The 20,009-nt window shown below is 59.5% G+C and carries 22 protein-coding genes and 1 pseudogene; 21 read left to right on the forward strand and 2 right to left on the reverse strand.

The genetic code is table 11. The features are described 5' to 3' along the window. The 18 genes and pseudogenes from VGL70_15565 to VGL70_15650 form a co-directional block, all read left to right on the forward strand. Nucleotides 1-270: hypothetical protein (locus VGL70_15565; protein HEY3304942.1), on the forward strand; the 270-nt coding region annotated here is incomplete at its 5' end. 28 nt (nucleotides 271-298) lie between these two features. Continuing rightward, nucleotides 299-844, forward strand: a complete 546-nt coding sequence (locus VGL70_15570; GenBank protein ID HEY3304943.1) for a hypothetical protein — start codon at nucleotides 299-301, stop codon at nucleotides 842-844. After that, on the forward strand, nucleotides 834-1,268 hold the full coding sequence (locus VGL70_15575; GenBank protein ID HEY3304944.1) for a hypothetical protein: 435 nt from the start codon (nucleotides 834-836) through the stop codon (nucleotides 1,266-1,268). Before VGL70_15570 ends, VGL70_15575 begins: the two co-directional genes overlap by 11 nt. 127 nt (nucleotides 1,269-1,395) lie before the next feature. Beyond that, nucleotides 1,396-1,923, forward strand: a complete 528-nt coding sequence (locus VGL70_15580; GenBank protein ID HEY3304945.1) for a DUF177 domain-containing protein — start codon at nucleotides 1,396-1,398, stop codon at nucleotides 1,921-1,923. 66 nt (nucleotides 1,924-1,989) lie between these two features. Further along, nucleotides 1,990-2,172 carry a 50S ribosomal protein L32 gene (gene rpmF / locus VGL70_15585; protein ID HEY3304946.1) on the forward strand — a complete coding sequence of 61 codons (183 nt, stop codon included), beginning with the start codon at nucleotides 1,990-1,992 and terminating at the stop codon, nucleotides 2,170-2,172. Nucleotides 2,173-2,187: 15 nt separating this feature from the next. After that, nucleotides 2,188-3,168, forward strand: a pseudogene (gene plsX / locus VGL70_15590) (phosphate acyltransferase PlsX). A gap of 164 nt (nucleotides 3,169-3,332) precedes the next feature. Then, nucleotides 3,333-4,079, forward strand: coding sequence for a 3-oxoacyl-[acyl-carrier-protein] reductase (gene fabG, locus VGL70_15595; protein HEY3304947.1), 747 nt, complete (start codon nucleotides 3,333-3,335; stop codon nucleotides 4,077-4,079). A gap of 26 nt (nucleotides 4,080-4,105) precedes the next feature. Next, entirely contained in the window at nucleotides 4,106-4,342 is a 237-nt protein-coding gene (gene acpP / locus VGL70_15600) for an acyl carrier protein (protein ID HEY3304948.1), read from the forward strand. 153 nt (nucleotides 4,343-4,495) lie between these two features. Beyond that, nucleotides 4,496-4,966: a ribose 5-phosphate isomerase B gene (rpiB, locus tag VGL70_15605; protein HEY3304949.1), complete on the forward strand. Its 471-nt coding sequence runs from the start codon at nucleotides 4,496-4,498 to the stop codon at nucleotides 4,964-4,966. Between the two features lie 213 nt (nucleotides 4,967-5,179). After that, the gene (glyA, locus tag VGL70_15610; protein ID HEY3304950.1) at nucleotides 5,180-6,433 is read left to right on the forward strand and encodes a serine hydroxymethyltransferase; all 1,254 of its coding nucleotides are present in this window, start codon (nucleotides 5,180-5,182) and stop codon (nucleotides 6,431-6,433) included. A gap of 74 nt (nucleotides 6,434-6,507) precedes the next feature. Beyond that, a complete protein-coding gene (nrdR, locus tag VGL70_15615; protein HEY3304951.1) occupies nucleotides 6,508-7,023 on the forward strand; it encodes a transcriptional regulator NrdR in 516 nt (171 codons plus the stop codon). A gap of 76 nt (nucleotides 7,024-7,099) precedes the next feature. Next, nucleotides 7,100-8,209 (forward strand): bifunctional diaminohydroxyphosphoribosylaminopyrimidine deaminase/5-amino-6-(5-phosphoribosylamino)uracil reductase RibD, encoded by a 1,110-nt coding sequence (gene ribD, locus VGL70_15620; GenBank protein HEY3304952.1) that lies wholly within the window; start codon nucleotides 7,100-7,102, stop codon nucleotides 8,207-8,209. 32 nt (nucleotides 8,210-8,241) lie between these two features. Further along, on the forward strand, nucleotides 8,242-8,862 hold the full coding sequence (locus tag VGL70_15625; protein HEY3304953.1) for a riboflavin synthase: 621 nt from the start codon (nucleotides 8,242-8,244) through the stop codon (nucleotides 8,860-8,862). Continuing rightward, on the forward strand, nucleotides 8,832-10,055 hold the full coding sequence (gene ribA, locus VGL70_15630) for a GTP cyclohydrolase II (protein ID HEY3304954.1): 1,224 nt from the start codon (nucleotides 8,832-8,834) through the stop codon (nucleotides 10,053-10,055). Before VGL70_15625 ends, ribA begins: the two co-directional genes overlap by 31 nt. Before the next feature lie 15 nt (nucleotides 10,056-10,070). Then, the gene (gene ribE, locus VGL70_15635) at nucleotides 10,071-10,538 is read left to right on the forward strand and encodes a 6,7-dimethyl-8-ribityllumazine synthase (GenBank protein HEY3304955.1); all 468 of its coding nucleotides are present in this window, start codon (nucleotides 10,071-10,073) and stop codon (nucleotides 10,536-10,538) included. A 66-nt stretch (nucleotides 10,539-10,604) separates the two neighbouring features. Next, nucleotides 10,605-11,018: a transcription antitermination factor NusB gene (nusB, locus tag VGL70_15640; GenBank protein ID HEY3304956.1), complete on the forward strand. Its 414-nt coding sequence runs from the start codon at nucleotides 10,605-10,607 to the stop codon at nucleotides 11,016-11,018. Between the two features lie 19 nt (nucleotides 11,019-11,037). Beyond that, nucleotides 11,038-13,515: a leucine--tRNA ligase gene (leuS, locus tag VGL70_15645; protein HEY3304957.1), complete on the forward strand. Its 2,478-nt coding sequence runs from the start codon at nucleotides 11,038-11,040 to the stop codon at nucleotides 13,513-13,515. A 2-nt stretch (nucleotides 13,516-13,517) separates the two neighbouring features. Continuing rightward, a complete protein-coding gene (locus tag VGL70_15650; protein ID HEY3304958.1) occupies nucleotides 13,518-14,138 on the forward strand; it encodes an LptE family protein in 621 nt (206 codons plus the stop codon). 291 nt (nucleotides 14,139-14,429) lie between these two features. Here the strand turns inward: VGL70_15650 and rpsT are convergent, their stop codons facing one another. Continuing rightward, on the reverse strand, nucleotides 14,430-14,702 hold the full coding sequence (gene rpsT, locus VGL70_15655; protein HEY3304959.1) for a 30S ribosomal protein S20: 273 nt from the start codon (nucleotides 14,700-14,702) through the stop codon (nucleotides 14,430-14,432). 475 nt (nucleotides 14,703-15,177) lie between these two features. Between rpsT and VGL70_15660 the strand changes: the two genes are divergently transcribed. Next, the gene (locus VGL70_15660) at nucleotides 15,178-17,280 is read left to right on the forward strand and encodes a PBP1A family penicillin-binding protein (protein ID HEY3304960.1); all 2,103 of its coding nucleotides are present in this window, start codon (nucleotides 15,178-15,180) and stop codon (nucleotides 17,278-17,280) included. A 140-nt stretch (nucleotides 17,281-17,420) separates the two neighbouring features. Here VGL70_15660 and VGL70_15665 read toward each other — a convergent pair whose 3' ends face one another. Beyond that, the gene (locus VGL70_15665) at nucleotides 17,421-17,639 is read right to left on the reverse strand and encodes a hypothetical protein (GenBank protein HEY3304961.1); all 219 of its coding nucleotides are present in this window, start codon (nucleotides 17,637-17,639) and stop codon (nucleotides 17,421-17,423) included. Nucleotides 17,640-17,926: 287 nt separating this feature from the next. On the opposite strand from VGL70_15665, the gene tatC reads away from it, so the two are divergent. After that, entirely contained in the window at nucleotides 17,927-18,646 is a 720-nt protein-coding gene (gene tatC, locus VGL70_15670; GenBank protein ID HEY3304962.1) for a twin-arginine translocase subunit TatC, read from the forward strand. Nucleotides 18,647-18,664: 18 nt separating this feature from the next. After that, the coding region (locus tag VGL70_15675) for a sodium/proton-translocating pyrophosphatase (GenBank protein ID HEY3304963.1) at nucleotides 18,665-20,009 on the forward strand (1,345 nt) is incomplete at its 3' end.

The raw sequence follows: 20,009 nt of genomic DNA on the forward strand, positions 1-20,009 counted from the left end.
GAGCGCATTGCCGGCGTGCTGGTGATGGCGCCCGCCGCATTGATTGCCAGCAAGGTGCTCGCCTATCAGCAGCGCCGTGGGCAGCCCAAATCCGGCACAGACTGGCGCGACCTCGCGATGTTGCTACTGACATTTCCCGACCTCAAGCATGATGCAGGTCCTGTCGCGGACCAATTGCTCGCGGCGGGTGCAACCCCGGAGGTGCTCGCCGTGTGGCATGAATTGGTTGTCCAAGATATACGACCGGCCGAGGAGGACGAGGAATTTTAGAAACGGTCGTGAAAAATCTGAATCCGCGATGTCGGGAAAAATTTTTGCTCTCTTGATGGCCGTCACCCTTCTTTCCGCCTGCCTTCCGCCTGAAATCCCGAAGGAAGCGCTGCTGTTGACCGAGGAAAGCCCGGCGCGGCGCAAGCTGCAAAGCCGCCGGTTCGAAACCAAAGATGAACAAGCGCTGCTTACCGCGACGAGCGCCGTTCTAAAAGATCTGGGCTTTACCATCGACCAAAAGAGTACCGAGCTTGGACTGATCGCCGGCTCGAAGAAGGAGGAGCCCTACAACTTCGGCGGCATGGCGACCTCGGCCGCCGTTGCCGTCATATCCTCGGCCTTGAGCGTTCCTACGACTGTTCCGTACAGCAAAGAGCGGTTGATCCGGGCGTCGGTAGTAACCGGCCGCCAAGAAAACGGCGACGGCACCGCCGTGCGGCTCACGCTTCAGCTCGTCGTCTGGGACACGGAGGGGAAAGTCGCCAAGTCGGAGCTGCTCGAAGAGCCGACGGCCTACCGCGCGTTTTTTGACCAGCTCTCCAAGATCGCGGCTCTTGAGGCGCATGAGTTCTAAATTTGCGCAAGTCTGCGTTGCCTTCCTCGTGGGATTGCAAGTCCTTGCCGCGACCGGCGGCTGCGACTACGGCCTGCGCGATTTCTCGAAGCCGCCGGAAACTCAGAAGCTCGCGAGCGTTCGCAGCCGCTCTTTCGAGACGACCGACCGGGAAAAAATGCTGCGGGCTGTTATCACGACCCTTCAGGATCTCGGGTTCATCGTGGACCGCGCCGACTATGAGCATCAGTCGGTCAGCGGGACCAAGCTGGATCAGTATCTTCTGCGCTGGACCGTGACGGTCCTGCCTCAGGGAGCGTCGCGGCTCACGGTTCGAGCCCAGGCCAGATACGACGTGACGCCGGTGTTGGAGCCGGAGCCGTACGAAAAATTCTTTGCCGCGTTGGCGCGCGCCGTGTCCCTGGAAGCTCGCCCTTCCGATTAGGCAGATAGTTCGGAAGTGCTCAGAAAACCAGGGGCTTTTCGCCTCCAGCGGAGACTTGTTCAACTTGACAAAAGAGGGGGAATCAATATATTAAAAGTCTCTCCATACTCTCGACTCTCGAAGCGCCATGAAAATTTTAGTCTCACAGATCACCGAAAGCCCTAAGGAACTCAGCTTCGCCGAGAGGACCGAGGAGTTGAATCGGCTGTACAGCGCGGACGCGCGGGATTTCAGTTTTCCTCAGTCCCTCGATGTGCGCGTCGTTTTTTACCGGTCGGGACCGGAGCTGTTTTTCCAGGGCCGGATCGGCGGAACGGTCGAAGGCCATTGCAGCCGTTGCCTTAAAGTCTACTCGTTCCCGCTCACCAAAGAGTTCGATTTCGTATTAGCGCCCGATACGCGCTCCGCCAAGACCAAAGAGTTGCATCAAGACGAGCTGGGTCTTAGCTTCTACAGCGAAGAAGAGATCCATCTCACGCCGTTCGTTCGCGAGCAGGTGTTGCTGGCCCTTCCGACGCGCCCTCTTTGCGACGAAGATTGCCGCGGGCTTTGTCCGGCGTGCGGCGTCGACCTCAACGAGAGCTCGTGTCGCTGCTCTTCGTCCAAGGGCGATCCGCGGATGGCTTTTTTTCGCGACATGAAATTGCAGCAGTAGCCCGCCCTCGATCGTTCATGCCTTTCCTTCCGCCGCAGGCGGGATGAAAAGAAGGGATAGTGATCCATGCCGGTACCGAAGCGAAGAACCTCCAAGAGCAAGAAAAACCAGCGCCGTTCCCATGACGCTCTAACTGCGCCACAGGTGAGCACGTGTCCAAAGTGCGGCGAGGCCGTCCTGCCGCATCGCGCTTGCCGGAGTTGCGGCCATTATCGCGGCCGTCCGGTGCTTCCCGTGGAAGAAGCCTGATTCGCGCCTCCTATGTTGAAGATTGCTGTTGATGCGATGGGCGGCGACCACGCTCCCGATGCCATCATCGAAGGAGCGCTGCTGGCCGCCGTAGATCTCGACGTGCGCGTCGTCTTGGTCGGCGACCGGGAGGTCATCGAACAGACGCTGTCAAAACACGGCGCGACGCGGGCCGCCATCGAGATCGTGCCCGCGGCGGAATCGATCGCCATGGATGAATCCCCGAGCGCCGCGCTGAGAAAGCGCGATTCGTCCATGAAGATCGCCTATGGTCTGATGAAGCAGGGAGAGGTCCAGGCGGTTGTCAGCGCGGGTAATTCGGGGGCACTGATGGCGATCGGGATGTTCGTTGTCGGCAACCTGCCCCAGGTCGACCGCCCGGCGATCTTGATTCTAGTTCCCACTCCGGGCAAAGGCACGGTGATCATCGACGGCGGCGCCAACGTGGATTGCAAGCCGCGCCAACTGGTCCAGTTCGGTCTCATGGGTGCGATCTACGCCGAACAGGTTCTGGGTGTTTCGTCCCCGCGCGTCGGCGTATTGAGCAACGGAGAGGAAGAAGGGAAGGGAAACGATCTGACGCGGGCAGCCAGCGAACAGCTTTCCCATACTTCTTTGAACTACGTCGGCTACGTCGAAGGAAGGGATGTTTTCAACAATAAGGTCGACGTCGTCGTCTGCGACGGTTTTATCGGCAACGTGATGCTCAAAACGATGGAAGGGCTGGCCGGATTCATGGTACGGACGTTGAAGCAAGCCTTCGAGCAGACCGCGCTAAGCCGCGTCGGGTATCTTTTCAGCCGGAACTCGATACGTCGAGCCCTGGGACGCTTGGATCATACGGAATACGGTGGAGCGCCATTGCTCGGCTTGAACGGCGTCGCCATTGTCGCTCACGGCGGTTCGGGTCCCAAGGAGATCAAGAATGCCATTCGCGTGGCGCGTGAGGCGATTGCGCACGACGTCAATCGTCACATCCTGGATGTGCTGGGCGAGGCCGATGGGGCCGAGCCCGCACGGCCGGACAGGCTCTCGGGGAGAATCTGGAAGCGAGTCAAATCAAAGTTCAGCGACAAATCGGCTACCGATGAAGAAGGAAGAGACAGCAAAGGCGGCGGAAAAAGCTAGCTCAATGGGAGAATGACAGGGGCCGCGTGACCTTGACTTTGCAAGGCCAGATAGCTTTGGTGACAGGCGGGAGCCGGGGAATCGGCAGGGCCATTGTTCTGGCGCTGGGCCGTGGGCGTGCGCGCGTCATGATCAACTACGCCGGCAACCATGCGGCCGCCGAGGAGACGCTCAAGCAACTCACGGCGGTCGGCGGGAGCGGAGAGCTCTGGCCCTTCGACGTTTCCCAGGAACGCCAGGTGGACGAGGCGGTAAAAAAAATCGTTGACCAACACAAAAAAATTGATATTGTAGTCAACAACGCCGGGGTCACCTCCGACAATCTTTTGATCCGTCTCAAGCCAGAGGATTGGGACCGCGTGCTCGGGATCAATCTCAAGGGCACGGTTCATTGCACCAAGGCCGCTTGTCGCGGCATGATCCGCGAGCGCTACGGCCGGATCATCAATATGACGTCAGTGGTGGGGCAGATGGGAAATGCGGGTCAGTCGGCCTACGCCGCCTCCAAGGCGGGCATCATCGGCTTTACGCGGGCGATGGCGCGGGAGCTGGCGTCGCGGGGAATCACGGTGAACGCGGTGGCGCCCGGCTACATCGACACGGAGATGACGGACAAGCTGCCGGCCGATTTGAAAAACGAGTTTTTGAAATCGATACCTTTGGGCCGGTTCGGCGCCGTGGAGGACGTGGCGGAAACGGTTTCGTTCCTGGCCGGCCCCGGGGCCGCTTACATTACCGGACAGGTTATCAACGTCAACGGCGGACTTTTGACGGCATAGGAAATTGCCAAGAGGAGGTGAGACGAATGGCATCATCTGTAGAGGCCAGGGTGAAGGAAATCGTATGCGAGCAGTTGGGAGTCAGCGATGACGAAGTGACCCCCGAGGCCTCATTTATTGAGGATCTGGGCGCCGACTCTTTGGACATTGTGGAGTTGGTGATGGCTCTGGAAGAAGAGTACGAAATGGAGATTTCCGACGAGGACGCGGAAAAGATCAAGACCGTGCAGGACGTCATCACTTACATTGACAGCCACAAGTAGCGCCAAAGCACAGACAAGAAAGTAGAGGATAAGCGCCGGTTATTGCGCGCGCTTACCCGCCATGCCAAAGTTAATCGCGGGAGACCGGATGGCCGAGCGCCATCCTCCTGCGATTTTCTTTCCCAAAAGCGGCACGTTGATCCAGGAGCCTTTGTGATCGTTATCGCGAGCGACCACGGCGGAGTCGGGCTCAAAGATTTTTTGGTGCAAAAACTCCGCTCGAACGGCGTCGAGGTGGCAGACCTCGGAACGCACGGGAGCGACTCGGTGGACTATCCCGACTTCGGCAAGCTCGTCGGGCTCAAAGTGGCCAAGGGAGAAGCCGAGCGCGGAATTCTCTTGTGCACCAACGGCATCGGCATGTCGATGGTCGCGAACAAATTTCCCGGCGTGCGCGCGGCGCTCGTCCACGAGCTCAGGGGCGCGCGCATGAGCCGCGAGCACAACGACTCGAATATTCTGGTTCTGGGCGGCGGCATGACCGATCCGGCGCTGGCCGAACAGATCCTCGACGTCTGGCTCGAGACCCCATTCGCCGGCGGGCGGCATCAGCGCCGCATCGACAAGATCGCCGAAGTCGAGCGCGAGCTTGGAACGCGGGTCACGGCCAAGGACAAAAAGTAGTCGAAAAAAACTGAGGTGGCGAAAACGGAAAGATACCTCCCGCAAAGCCGCAAAGCGCGCCAAGTTCGGAGAAATATTTCTTTCTTCGCGCTCTTGGCTCAGCCCCAAGGCTGATCAGCCTTAGGCTGAGTCTTTGCTGGCGCGAGAAATTTTGTGAAGTTGCGTTGAAGATCTCGAAGATAAGAATCTAACAAAGAGGGGAACTGGAAGGAAATGTCTTTTTTGCGGCAGGCGGACCCGGACGTTTTTGCGGCGATCGAGAATGAGACCCGGCGGCTCGAAGAGAACCTCGAGCTGATCGCGTCGGAAAACGCCGTGAGCGAGGCCGTTCTGGAAGCCCAGGGCTCGGTCATGACCAACAAATATGCCGAAGGGTATCCGGGCCGGCGCTACTACGGCGGCTGCGAGTTTGTCGACATCGTCGAGGACCTCGCGATCGCGCGCGCCAAGGAGCTGTTCGCGGCGGACCACGTCAACGTCCAGCCGCATTCCGGCTCGCAAGCGAACATGGCGGTCTATTTTTCCCAGCTCCAGCCGGGCGACACGATCCTCGCCATGGACCTGACCCACGGCGGCCATTTGACTCACGGCAGCCCGGTCAACTTTTCCGGCAAATTCTTCAAGGTCGTCCCTTACGGCGTCAGCCGGTCCGACGAGCGGATCGATTACGACGCGATGCGGGAGCTGGCGCGGCAGCACCGGCCGAAGATGATCGTCGTCGGCTACAGCGCCTACCCGCGCGAGATCGATTTCCACCCCTTCCGCGAAGCGGCGGACGAGGCCGGCGCCGTCATCATGGTGGACATCGCCCATTTCGCCGGCCTGGTGGCCGCCGGCATTCATCCGTCGCCGGTTCCTTTCGCCGAATTCGTCACCACGACGACGCACAAGACGCTGCGCGGCCCGCGCGGCGGCATGATCATGTGCCGCGAGGCCTTCGCGAAGTCGCTCAACTCGTCCGTCTTTCCGGGAAATCAAGGCGGGCCGCTGATGCACGTGATCGCGGCCAAAGCGGTCGCGCTGAAAGAAGCGCTCGCGCCGGAATTCAAGCTCTACCAGCAGCAGATCGTGAAGAATGCTAAAGCCCTCGCCGCCGCGCTGATGCAGAATGGCTTCAAGCTGATTTCCGGCGGCACCGATAACCACTTGATGCTGGTGGATCTCCGCCAATCGGAGCTGACCGGTAAGGCGGCGCAAGAGACGCTCGACAAGGCGCGGATCACCGTCAACCGGAATACGGTTCCTTTCGAAACGCGCTCGCCTTTCGTAACCAGCGGCGTTCGCATCGGCACGCCGGCGGTGACGACGCGCGGGATGAAGGAAAAAGAAATGGAAATTATCGGCGGGTTCATCGCCCGCGCTTTGAACAACGTCGGCAACGAGGCTGTGCTCAAGGCGGTCGGCGACGAAGTGCGCGATCTGTGCAAGAATTTCCCGATTTATCCAAACCGGATAAAAAAGCTATGAAGCTGTCAGCCGTCAGCACTCAGCCAAAAAAAAGAAAAGCTGAAAGCTGATCGCTGAAAGTTGAAGGCTCTGAAATGAAATGCCCTTTCTGCCACGAAACTGAGAATCGGGTCATCGATTCCCGCCTGAGCAAGGACGCCAATATGATACGGCGCCGTCGGGAATGCGAAAAATGCTCCCGGCGCTTCACCACATACGAACGCGTCGAGGAGACCATGCCGCTCGTGGTTAAAAAAGACGGCCGGCGCGAGAGCTACGATCGCCTCAAAGTGGTCAACGGGCTCAAGCGCGCTTGCGAAAAAAGACCGGTGAGCATCAACACGGTCGAGGCGGTGGCTGACCGGATCGAGCGGGGACTTCAGGAGCGCGGCGAGAAAGAGGTGCCGAGCTCGGTCATCGGGGAAGCTACGATGAAAGAGCTGCACGACATCGATGAGGTCGCGTATGTCCGGTTCGCCTCGGTCTACCGCTCGTTCAAGGACATCAACGAGTTCATGGTCGAGCTCGAGGAGTTGCTCAAAGAGCGCAAAGGCCAGTCCTCCAAGCACTCTCCCCAGAAGAAGAAGGGTCCGGAGACTCGTTTGTCCTGATGAACGATGAATCCCGATCCGCCCGTGTCGCCTGCACAGACTTTGTTCCGCTCAGACTTATGATATGTAAGCGCGTATGGCTCAATCCAAGGCGGCGGATCGGGATGAAGCCGACAAGCGATATATGCGCATGGCGCTCGGCCTCGCGCTTCAAGGCGCCGGCCGAACCAGCCCCAACCCTCTGGTCGGGGCCGTCCTCGTCCGCGGCGGAAAAATCGTCGGCACGGGTTACCACCGCCGGGCCGGCGGCGACCACGCCGAGATCGTTGCTCTAAAGCGCGCCGGAAAAAAGGCGCGCGGCGCCACTCTCTACATCAACCTCGAGCCCTGCAGCCACTACGGCCGGACTCCACCCTGTACCCTCTCGGTTATTCAGTCTGGCGTAAAGACGGTTGTCGCCGGAATGGCGGACCCGAATCCGCTCGTTTCCGGCCTGGGCATTCGCGCTCTTCGCAAAGCAGGCATTCAGGTCCGGCTCGGAGTTCTCGGAGAGGAATCCCGACGGCTGAACGAAGCTTTTACCAAGTACATCACCCGCCGCGTTCCGTTCGTCATTGTGAAACTAGCCGCGTCGCTCGACGGAAAGATCGCCGCCGCGACCGGCCATTCCCGCTGGATCACCGGACCGGAGGCGCGCCGCCGCGTGCACCAGATGCGCAATCACGTGGACGCGGTCTTGGTCGGGGTCGGGACCATCGTCGCCGATAATCCCCAGCTCACCTGCCGGATTCCGGGCGGTCGGAATCCGATCCGGATCGTCCTCGATAGCGCGCTCCGCATACCTCTTTCGGCCCGGGTGCTGCGTGAGCGCGGCAAGACGATCGTCGCCGCCGGCACTCGTGTCCCTATCCGCAAGGTGCGGGCGATCGAGAAGCTCGGCGCCGAGGTCTGGCGCTTGCCGACGCGCGACGGCGGCGTGCCGTTCGCCTCCGTCCTTCGAGCAATGGGAAAAAGAGAAATGGTAAGCGTCATGGTCGAAGGCGGCGCCGAGACCGCCGGCCGCGCGCTCAGCGAAAAGGTTGTCGATAAGGTTTGTTTCTTTTATGCTCCCAAGATCATCGGGGGAGACGGCTTGGATATGATCGCGCCGATTGGAGTCAAATGGATGAGCCGAAGCCTTCGGATAGATAATCTCGCAGTGGAGAAAGTAGGCCAAGACCTGTTGGTCACCGGATACCTTGATTGAGCTGAAGGCTGATAGCTGACGGCTTCTTAGCGATGTTTACCGGAATCATCGAAGATGTGGGCGAGGTGGTTCGCTGGCGGAAGCGCGCGGGAGCGGGCGTGCTGACGCTCGCCGGCAACCTTCCGGTCGCGGAGATGAAATTAGGCGCGAGCATCGCCGTAAACGGGGCTTGCCTCACGATCGTGGACAAGGCCGGAAGCCGTTTTATGGTCGATGTCTCGCCGGAGACTTTGCAGCGGACGAACTTCCGAGCGCTCCGGCGCGGCGATATCGTCAACCTGGAGCGGCCTCTAAGATTGAGCGACCGCTTGGGCGGCCATCTCGTCACGGGCCACGTCGACGGCGTCGGCGTCGTCGAGAAAATCCGCAAACGGGGAAAGTTTATCTTCTACACTTTCCGGGTTCCGCCCCGTCTCGCTCTCCAGCTCGTGCAAAAAGGCTCGGTCGCCGTCGACGGCATCAGCCTCACCGTCAACGGTTGCGAAGAAGGGCGTTTTTCCGTCGCGGTGATACCCTTTACCTTGAAACACACTAATTTGCGCGACCTTAGGGTTGGTGATAAAGTCAACATCGAAACCGATTTGATTGGAAAATATGTTCAGCGATTGCTCCATCTAAGCCCATGCCCGCCTCCCCCATCGAAGAGGTCCTAGAGGAAATCCGCCAAGGCCGGCTGGTCATTCTGGTCGATGACGACAGCCCCGAGGGCGAGGGATTTCTTTGCGCGGCCGCCGAAAACATCACTTCCGAAGCGGTCAACTTCATGATGAGCCATGGCCGCGGGCTCATCTGCCTCGGCCTCACCGAAGAGAGAATGAAGCAGCTCGGCATCCCGCTCATGGTGCAGGAGAGCAGCTCGAAGGTGGTGGGCTCGTTGGGCGCGTCGATAGCACTGCGCGCCGACGCCAGCTCCGCCGCTTCCGCAGCAAGCCGGGCCCGGACCTTGAGGTCGGCCGTCGCCAAAGAAACCAAACGCAGCGATCTCATCGTCCCCGGCTATGTCTTTCCGGTCCAGACGCGGAACGGTGGGGTGCTGGTTCGCTCCGCGCGGGTCGAGGCTTCGGTGGATCTGGCCCGCCTGGCGGGGAAGGAGCCCGGCGGTGTCATTTGTCAGATCCTTCAGGAGGACGGATCGGTCGCGCTCACGCCTTATCTTGAGACCTTCGCCGCGAAGCATAAATTGAAGCTCGTCTCGATCGCCGATCTCATCGCCTACCGCTTGCGCAGCGAGTGTCTCGTCAAGCGCGTGGCGGAATCGGAGTTTCCCACGATCCACGGCGGCGCCTACAAGGCGGTCGTCTACAGCAACAATGTCGATGCCTACGAGCACATAGCGCTGGTGAAAAACGAGATCCGCAAGGGCGAGGCCGTGCTGGTGCGCATGCATTCGGAGTGCCTCACGGGCGATGTCTTCGGCTCGGAGCGCTGCGACTGCGGCGATCAGATCCGCCAGTCGCTTCGGATGATCGACCAGGAAGGAAAAGGCGTGCTCGTCTACATGCATCAGGAGGGACGCGGCATAGGGCTCACCAACAAGATCAGGGCTTACGCGCTGCAAGACCAGGGGATGGACACGGTCGAGGCCAATCTCGAATTGGGCTTCAAGGAGGATCTCAGGGATTACGGCATCGGGGCGCAGATCCTGCGCGACCTGGGCGTGCAGAAGCTGCGTCTCCTCACCAACAATCCGCGCAAGATCATCGGCCTGGAAGGATACGGCCTCAGCGTGGTGGAACGCGTTCCGATCGAAGTCCCGCCTCAGGAATCGAACATCGAATATTTGCGCACCAAGCAGCAGAAGCTCGGCCATCTTTTTTCCAAGCTGGAAGCCAAGTCCGGAAAGTAAAACCGATCGGCGCTCATGGTCAAAATGATCGAGGGGAAGCTCGATGCCCGGGGCATGAAGTTTGGCATCGTCGTCAGCCGCTTCAACAGCGCGGTTACCGAACGGCTGCTGGAAGGCGCCCTCGAGGCGCTGAAAGCGCACGGAGGGGAAGAGAAAGAAATCGACGTCGTTCGCGTGCCCGGGGCTTTTGAGATCCCCCTGCTCGCGAAGAAACTCGCTGCCAGCGGCAAATACGATGCTTTGATCTGTCTCGGCGCCGTGATTCGCGGCGACACGCCTCATTTCGAATACATCGCCGAAGCCGTCACCCACGGCATCGGCGCGGTCGTCCTGGAGCATCGCCTGCCGGTTTCTTTCGGCGTGCTGACGACCAATAACGTGGAACAGGCGATGGAGCGGACCGGCGCGAGGAGCGAGAACAAGGGATTCGAGGCGGCGCTCACGGCCATCGAGATGGCCAGCCTGAACCGGAAGATTCCTTAACAACGCGCGAGGCGAAAAGCGGAGGCGAGAGGAACGTCGTCTCGCCCGCCGCCTGGTGGTCTCTTTATGGCGGGTACCAGAAGAAAAGGACGCGAGCTGGCGCTGCAGGCGCTCTATCAAATAGAGGTCACCGGGGATGCGTCGCCCAAGGCGGTCGAATCGTTCTTGAGCCATTTCGAGGGTGGCACCGAGTCGAAGGATTTTGCCCGCGGCGTGATATCCGGCGTGATGGAGAATCGAGAGCGGATCGATCGAATCATCGCGCAGTGCGCGGAAAATTGGAAGCTCGAACGGATGGCCAAGGTCGATCTTCTGATTCTCCGCATCGCGACGTACGAGCTGCTCTTCTGCCCGGACATACCCATGAACGTGAGCCTCGACGAGGCGATCGAGATCGGCAAGCGCTTCGGCTCGGCCGACTCGCCGACGTTCATCAACGGCGTTCTGGATCAGGTGGCGTCCGCGGCCGGGGCGAAATAGTACTTAGATTCGCAAAATAATGGACGACAAATATTATCCCCAAAAAGTCGAGGAGAAGTGGCAGAAGATCTGGGAAGAAAATAAGAGCTTCCGCGCCGCGGAGGACCCCTCGCGCCCCAAGTACTACGTCCTGGAGATGTTCCCGTATCCCTCCGGCCGGATCCACATGGGCCACGTGCGCGTCTATACGATCGGCGACGTGCTTGCGCGTTATAAAAGGATGAGGGGCTTCAACGTTCTTCACCCCATGGGTTGGGATGCCTTCGGTCTCCCGGCGGAGAACGCCGCCATCGAGCGCGGCATTCATCCCGCCAAGTGGACGATGGAAAACATCGCCTACATGAAAGAGCAGCTGAAGAAAATGGGCATCTCCTACGACTGGGAGCGCGAGATCGCCACGTGCCATCCCGATTACTATCGCTGGGAGCAGCTGATCTTCAGCCGAATGCTCGAGCGCGGGCTCGCCTACCGCCGCCGCTCCACGGTCAACTGGTGCCCGTCATGCCGGACGGTGCTCGCCAACGAGCAGGTCGAGAACGGCCGCTGCTGGCGTTGTGAGAGCGAGGTCACCAAGCGCGACATCGACGGCTGGTTTTTCAAGATCACCGCCTATGCCGAGGAGTTGCTCGAGTGGTGCGACAGGCTGACCAGCTGGCCCGAGCGCGTAATCACGATGCAGAAAAATTGGATCGGCCGGAGCGAGGGCGCGGAGTTCGATCTCCCGGTTGCTGGCCGCCCGGAACTCAAGATCCGCGTGTTCACCACGCGACCCGACACGGGATTCGGCATGACTTACGCTGTGCTCGCGCCCGAGCACCCACTGGTGGATCAGTTGGTGACGCGGTCGGACGAGCGCGCCGAGGTGGAGCGCTTTCGCGCCGAGGCGCTCAAGCAATCGGACCAGGAGCGTGTTGCCGAGGACCGTCCCAAGCGCGGCCTCCGTCTGTCGGCGCGCGTGGTCAATCCTTTCAATGGAGCGGAAATCCCGCTGTTCATCGCTGATTACGTTCTCATGACTTATGGCACCGGCGCCATCATGGCCGTGCCCGGCGAGGACCAGCGCGACTGGGACTTTGCCAAAAAGCATGGCCTCGCGATCATCGAGACGACGCGGCGGCCGCCGGATTGGCCCGGCGAGGCGTATGCCGGCGACGGCGTCAAAATCAATTCCGGTTTCCTCGACGGCCTCACGGTCGCCGGGGCCAAGCGGCGGGCGATCGACTGGCTGGTCGAGCGCGGCCTCGGCGAGGCGAAGGTCAACTATCGCCTGCGCGACTGGGGCATCTCGAGGCAGCGATATTGGGGCGCGCCGATCCCGGTTCTCTATTGCGACGCCTGCGGCATGGTGCCGGAAAAAGAGGAGAACCTCCCGGTCGTGCTGCCGCACGACGTTGAGATCAGCGGCAAGGGCGGATCGCCGCTGGCAAGCCATCCGAACTTTGCCAACGCGACCTGCCCGCGCTGCGGCGGACGCGCGCGGCGCGAGACCGACACCATGGACACCTTCGTCGAGTCGTCCTGGTACTTTCTCCGCTACTGCTCGCCCCGATACGAGGATGGAATGGTCGAGCCAAAGGCCGGGGAGTATTGGATGCCGGTGGACCAGTACATCGGCGGCATCGAGCACGCCGTTCTCCATCTTCTCTATGCGCGGTTTTATACCAAAGTGTTGCGCGATCTCGGGCTCATCAAGGTGGACGAGCCCTTCAAGGCGCTGCTCTCCCAAGGCATGGTCATCAAGGAAGGCGCCAAGATGTCCAAGTCGAAAGGCAATGTCGTCTCAGACGACGTGATCCGTGAAAAATACGGCGCCGACACCGGCAGGTTGTTCGAGCTGTTCGCCGCTCCGCCCGAGAAGGATCTGGAATGGAGCGATCAAGGGGTCGAGGGAGGATTTCGTTTTCTGACGCGCCTTTGGCGCTTCATCTATCAGCATCGTGACGCGCTGCTCGCGGCGGCTGCGGACTCTTCTTCGAAAGAGCTGCCGGCTGATCTCAAAAACTTACGGCGCCTGACCCACAAGACCATTAAGAAGGTCACCGACGATATCGAATTGAGGTTTCACTTCAACACGGCAATCGCGGCGGTTATGGAGTTGTTGAACGCCGTCGGCGCGGTTGCGAAGGACGGATTGGATTCGGAGAACGAGATGCCCGTGGTCAAAGCGGCGCTCGAAGCGATCGTGACGCTGCTTTACCCTTTCGTGCCGCACGTAGCCAGCGAGCTTTGGGAAAGTCTCGGCCATAAAATTCTATTGGCGGCGGTTCCATGGCCCTCCTACTCCGAAGAAGCTATGGAACAAGAAAAATTGTTGATCGTGGTGCAGGTTGACGGTAGAGTGAGGGGCAAGATTACCGTCCCCGCGGACGCGAGCAGCGACACTATCAAGGAAGAGGCCCTCGCCGATCCCAAGGTCAGAGGGTTTCTTTCAGGCAAAGAAATCCAGAAGGTGATTCAAGTTCCGCGCCGCCTGGTGAATATCGTGCTGGAGGGATGAGAATGAAAGGCAAAAGGCAAAAGGCAAAAGGAAAAATTAAAATCTGCCTCGCGGCGTTCCTGTTCCTGTTGATGGCGGTGGAAAGCTGCGGGTATGGTTTTTCCGGGAGGGGTGAGGCCTTTCCTAAAGACATCCGCACCGTTTTTATCGAACCGTTCGTAAACCGAACGCGAGAAGTCGGTCTGGACAGAGAGTTTACGACCGCCCTCAAGATCGAATTGCATCAGAAGGGACAGCTCCAGGTGGTGGGCCGGTTGGAGGAGGCGGACGCGATTGTCAGCGGCGTGGTGCGCGTGTTCGACAGCCGAGTCGTGGGAATCAATCGCCACGACGAAGCGCTTCAATACGAAATGGTTCTGACTCTGGACATGAGTCTTCGCCGGCGCTCCCCGGATCAACTTCTCTGGCGCACTCAAGGCGCCAGGTTTACCGACCTTTACGTTGGATCGCGAGGCGCGGTCGTGACGACTTCGCCGGAGTTTCGCTCGCGGACCCTCAATCCTGGAGACGCGCGCCAATTGACCGACATCCAGTTGACTGAAACGGCCAAGCAGGACGCGCGTGGCCGATTGATGGAATCGGCGGCGCATGATATGCACGCACGCCTCCTCGAAATGTTCTAGGCCGGCCACAAAGGCCCATCCGCCCGGCCGGGGGTTTCTCGAAGGGCCAACGCGTGGGACGAGGAAGCATCAAGCGTACTCAGAATTTTTCGCAGAATGCTCGTGCCGCGTAACACTGCCGTATCGCATCGGCCCGGAGGGAGACTCGCGGCCGGGCGGTTACGCAATAGTCTGCAGTGGCGGGCGGTTACTATAGTTGCGCTTCGAAACGACGCGCTCGACGTACTGAAAAGAGTACGCCTACGCTCAGCCTGTCCTGAGCGCAGTCGAGGGATCGTTTCTCGCGTAGCTCTACTGAGCGGCGGACAAACGGGCGGCGGAGCGGGACAGGCGCGACAGCCAACGCGATGCGGTGTTGCGTCTGAGGATTCCTTTGCTTACCGCTTTGCCAAGCTCGCTGCTGACTTCGCGCAGCCGAACGGAGATTTGGTCTTGATCTTTCGAGGCGACCGCCTGGCGGGCTTTTTTAATCAGAGTTCTGATTCTGGATTTCACTTCTTTGTTCGTTGCGCGCCTTTTTAGGCTTTGCCGGTGGCGCTTGATTGCCGAAGGATGAATAGCCAAGAGAAACCTCCGCTAAAATGATTACTTGATTACTTGCTTTATCACCTAGCTTCTGACGAGTCAACGAAACACGATCTTCAGAGTTCAGTTTCAGCCGGTTTTCATGCTTTCAATTCGACCTTGGAGTCGATCTATATAAAAAGGTCCGCCGCGAATGCGGGCGATCGACTGCATTCGGTTGGATACGATGTGGAGATCTTTTTATAAGTCTCTAGTTTTGAGGCGCTTTTCATGCCAACATTTTGGGCAATTCGTTCCGGTTGGCGATCTTTCGCCTTGCGGCTCGCTTCCGTTAGCACTTATCAACAACTTATGAACAGTTTTTTGTGATTTATAGTTTGTGGCGACGCCTAAAGCTCAATTTTGTATCGAAAAGTTTTTGCCTTGCGGTTTTTTTCGGCTTCCCGGCGGCACGACGGAAAAATAAATATTAATTTTCTCCGACTTCTGGTAAAATCACCTTGCTTTGCTTCGTATGATCACTCGCCTCAAAGAAAAAAGTTTTTTATTTCGATTCATCGTCTGGACCGTCGGCATAATCTTTCTAGGCGGGTTCGTCATCGTCGCCGGGTTGCTTTATTACTTCGGCCACGATCTACCCAGCCGGTTGGATTTAAAGTCGGGATACCGTCCGGCTGTCGTCAGCACGGTCTATGACGTGCGCGGACAGCCGATCGGCGAATTCTACCACCAGCGTCGGATAGTCGTCCCGCTGGATCGCATTCCTCAGCACGTGATCCGGGCGTTCCTTGCCGCCGAGGACTCTCGCTTTTTCGCGCACCGCGGGATCGATGTGTTCGCGATCGTGCGGGCGATATTTTCCAACTTAAGGAAGGGAGCGGTCCGCGAGGGGGCAAGCACGATCACGCAGCAGCTCGTGCGCGGTTTTTTTCTTACGCCGGAAAGAACGGTGGCACGGAAGATCCGCGAGGCCATCCTCGCCTACCGGGTCGAAAAAAATCATACGAAAGAGGAAATCCTTTATCTTTATCTGAACCAGGTTTATTTCGGCCACGGCAATTACGGCATCGAGGCCGCTGGCCGGGATTACTTCGGCAAGGGCGTCGATCAGTTGAGTCTGGCTGAAGCAGCGCTGCTTGCCGGCCTGCCGCGATCGCCGAGTCGAAATTCGCCCTACCGGGATTTCTTTGCCGCGACGGAAAGGCAGCGCTACGTTCTGCGCAGGATGTTGCGGGAGAAATTCATTAACCAAGCGGAATATCAGGAAGCTCTTCAAACCCCGGTTCGTCTGGCGCCGGCGCCCGCCCTCAATTCACAAATCGCGCCGTACTTCGTCGAGTACGTGCGTCGCGTGACCGGCGATCGTTACGGGTTCGATCCGTTGCTTCAAGGCGGTCTCCACATCCACACGACCCTTGACGCCGCCGTACAACTCGCGGCGCAAAAGGCGCTCCGCGAGGGGATCAACGAAGTGCGTCTGCGGGCGCACAAAAAATCGCGGAAAGAACCGCGCGCACACCAGAGCGAGGTCGAGGGTGCGCTCGTGGCCATGGATCCGCGGACGGGAGAGGTGCGGGCACTGGTCGGCGGCTACGATTTTTCCATCAGCCAGTTCAACCGCGCGCTGCAAGCGAAGCGCCAGCCCGGGAGCGCATTCAAGCCGGTGATCTACTCCGCCGCTTTGGAGGCGGGCTACTCGGAGCTGTCGGTCGTGCCGGATGCCCCGCTGACCTTTCGCCTGGCGCCGGGGAAATTCTGGCAGCCGCAGAACTACGACAACCGCTTCGTCGGGATGGTCACTCTGCGCAGCGCATTGGCGCATTCTCTTAACAGCGTCGCGATACGGCTGGTGCAGCGCGTCGGCCTCGAGCGAGTCATCCAGCAGGCGCGCAAGCTCGGCATCGAATCTCCGTTGGAAAAAAATCTGTCGTTGGCTTTGGGCTCCAACTCGCTGTCGCTTATGGAGATGGTGCGCGCGTACGGCGTGTTCGCCAGCGGCGGCAACCTGGTCGAGCCGCTTTTTATTTTGAAGGTAACCGACCGGAATGGAAACGTCCTGGAAGAGAGCGAGCCAAAAGTAAAGCCGGTGCTTTCTCCGGAGGTCGCCTATGTGCTGACCGACATGCTTAAAAACGTGGTCCAGAGTGGGACGGGTAGGGCGGCGGCCAAGCTCGGAGCCAACGTCGCCGGCAAGACCGGCACCACCAGCGAGTTTCGCGACGGTTGGTTCATCGGGTACAATCCCGAGCTTATCGCCGGAGTTTGGGTGGGTCACGACGACCATAGGCCGATGGCGGATAAGGAAACGGGCGCCAGCACCGCGCTTCCTATTTGGGTAAACTTCATGACCGGCGCGGGCCAGCAGAACAACGCGGCGGAATTTCCGGTGCCTGAAGGAATCAACTGGTTGGAGGTCAACCTGCGCGAGCGCTATCCCTTGCCGCTCTTCGAAAGCTCGCCGTTGGCCAGAATTCCTTATACGGCAGGGGCCAAGATAACGCCGTTCGCGCCGGCAAAGGCGGCGCCGGAAAACCAGATGGAAGCCGCTCCGGACACGCAGCCTGCCGACCTGACCGAGAGCGCCGATCCAGGCCGGCCTCTGCGCACCGCTTGGTAAACCTCAATCGTTTTCACCCCCTTGCAAGTGCTGGGAAGTTGTGCAATAAAAATTCCTTAGCGAGCAGGCTCTTGAGTTGTGGGAAAGGAGGTGAACAAGGATGGGAAAACGAGTTGCTTTATGGTCAGTGGTGGCCCTCTTTACTTTGAGTCTAGCGTTTGCCGGTTGCGGTAAGAAAGAAGAACCGCCTCCGCCTCCTCCGGCTCCAGCGCCAGCGGCGCCGACGGCTCCGGAGAGCGGCACCGGTCCTGGCGCGATGGCTCCTGCCCCGGGCGGCGAACCAGCACCCGCAGCGCCAATGGCTCCGGAGAGCAAGCCGGCAGAGAAAAAGGACGGAGCAAAAGCCAAGTAAGGCTCAATTCGCCTTGTTGGTTTCTGCAGCCTGAAAAAAGGGGAAGGGTACTCAACTCTTCCCCTTTTTGCAACTTGTCAGGCCGCTGAAAAAGGCTCATCTGTTTCGTTGCGCTCGGTCCGCTTTGCGTCAACGTACTAGAAGAGTACGCCTCCGCTCGCGGACCTTCGCGCGCCTTGCATCTGAGACCTTTTTGATCGGCCTGACCATAATGTAATCCAATTTTCTCTCAGTTGTTTGCATGAGCGTTCCGCACTCGTCGGATTTCGGACAAGAGTGGCGACGAACCCTTACATGACGTTTACGGAGCACCTGGAAGAGCTCCGTTGGCGGCTGCTCAAGTCCCTTGCGGCCGTCGCGCTGGCGTTTGTATTTTGTTACCTCGAGTCGGGTAAAATAATTGCTTTCATGAAAGCGCCTCTACAGCAGAACCTCCTGCCCGGCCAGAGCCTCATCGGCACGGGAGTCGCCGAAGCTTTTTTCGTCGAGATGAAGGCGGGGCTGGTCGGCGGAGTTTTTCTCGCTTCCCCGGTGATCTTCTTTCAGATCTGGCGCTTCCTCGCTCCAGGACTCCTGGGCAGCGAGAAGAAAATGGCTGTTCCCTTCGTGCTTTGTGCCACGCTGTTCTTTCTCGGCGGGGCTTATTTTTGTTATCGCATCGTTCTTCCCATTGCCTTTCAATATTTTATCGAGCAGTACGCGTCCATCGCGGTCGCGCCGGAGATCCGCATCGGCGAGTATTTCAGTTTTTTTTTCCGCATGATATTGGCGTTTGGAATTACCTTTGAGATGCCGGTGTTCACTTTCTTTCTGGTGCGGCTGGGGATCGTGGACCACCGGACTATGTGGAGATCGTTTCGCTATGCCATCGTCCTCATCTTTATCGCCGCCGCAATCCTGACTCCCACGCCGGACATCATCAATCAGACGCTGCTCGCGGCGCCGATGTTGATACTCTACTGCTTGAGCATCTTGGTAGCCTACATCTGGCGCAGACGACCTCAAACCACGTGAAGAAGAAAGGATTCGCTGATGATCTTATTCGTCATTGTCGTTAGCTTTGCTTCCTTGCTGTTTGCGGTCTATCTGGCGCGCTGGGTGCTGCAGAACGACAGCGGGACCAAAGCCATGCAGGACATTTCCAATGCCATCAAGGAAGGCGCCGAGGCCTTTCTGGCGCGGCAGAACAGAACGATCGTGACCTTGGCGGTTGTGCTGGCGGCGTTGATCTTCATCCTATACGGATTTGTGCGCGCGCCGAGTCCGGCGGACCCCGTGCCGCCCGTCGAGTTGGCGTTCTGGACGACTCTCTCCTTCGCGCTCGGCGCGCTTTGCTCTGTCATTGCAGGATATATAGGAATGTGGGTGTCGATCCGGGCCAACATCCGCACCGCCTCGGCCGTAAGAACGAGCTTGAACGACGGGCTCCGCATCGCGCTCCGCGGCGGCGCGGTTTCCGGTTTGTTCGTCGTCGCGATGAGTCTTCTCGGTGTCGGCGGGCTCTACGCTCTGCTCAATGCGATGGGGCACGATCCGCAGAAAATACCGTTCACAATCGTGGGCTACGGCTTCGGCGCCTCGTTTGTCGCGCTTTTCGCCCAGCTCGGCGGAGGAATTTACACCAAGGCGGCGGACGTCGGCGCCGACCTGGTGGGAAAAGTAGAAGCCGGCATACCGGAAGACGACCCGCGCAACCCGGCGGTCATCGCCGACCTCGTCGGCGACAACGTCGGCGACTGCGCGGGCCGGGGCGCCGACCTCTTCGAGTCCACGGCCGCCGAGAACATCGGTGCAATGATTCTCGGCGCCACGCTCGCCACAGCCTCGGAGCGCGCCGGGATGGGGTTCGCGGCCGGCGTCGTGGGAGTCATGCTCTTCCCGCTCGTCGCTCGGGCCTTCGGACTTCTCGCATCGATCGTCGGGATCTTCCTCGTCCGGACGCGCGAGGACCGAGATCCGATGCAAGCGCTGAACCGTGGCTACTACGTGGCGGCCGGGCTCGCGATTGCCGGCTTCTTCGTCGCGACGCGCTGGCTGCTCGCGAACCCGAGCGCGCCGGACGCATGGTGGAAGTTCTTCCTCTGCGGGATGATCGGAGTCCTGACCTCGATCGCTTTCGTCTACATCACGCAGTACTACACCGAGTATCGCTATCGGCCCGTCCGCGAGATCGCCCTCGCCTCACAGACCGGCCCGGCGACGAACGTGATCGCCGGAATCGCGATCGGCTTCGAGTGCACGCTCCTGCCGGTCATCGCGATCTCCATCGCGATCCTGGCTTCCTTCAAAATCGGCGCGACCGCCCTTCCCGGAGGGGGACTCTTCGGGACGGCGGTGGCCACGATGGGCATGTTGGGGACGGCTGCGTACATCCTCG

Source organism: Candidatus Binatia bacterium, assembly GCA_036504975.1.
Taxonomy (GTDB): domain Bacteria; phylum Desulfobacterota; class Binatia; order UBA9968; family UBA9968; genus JAJPJQ01.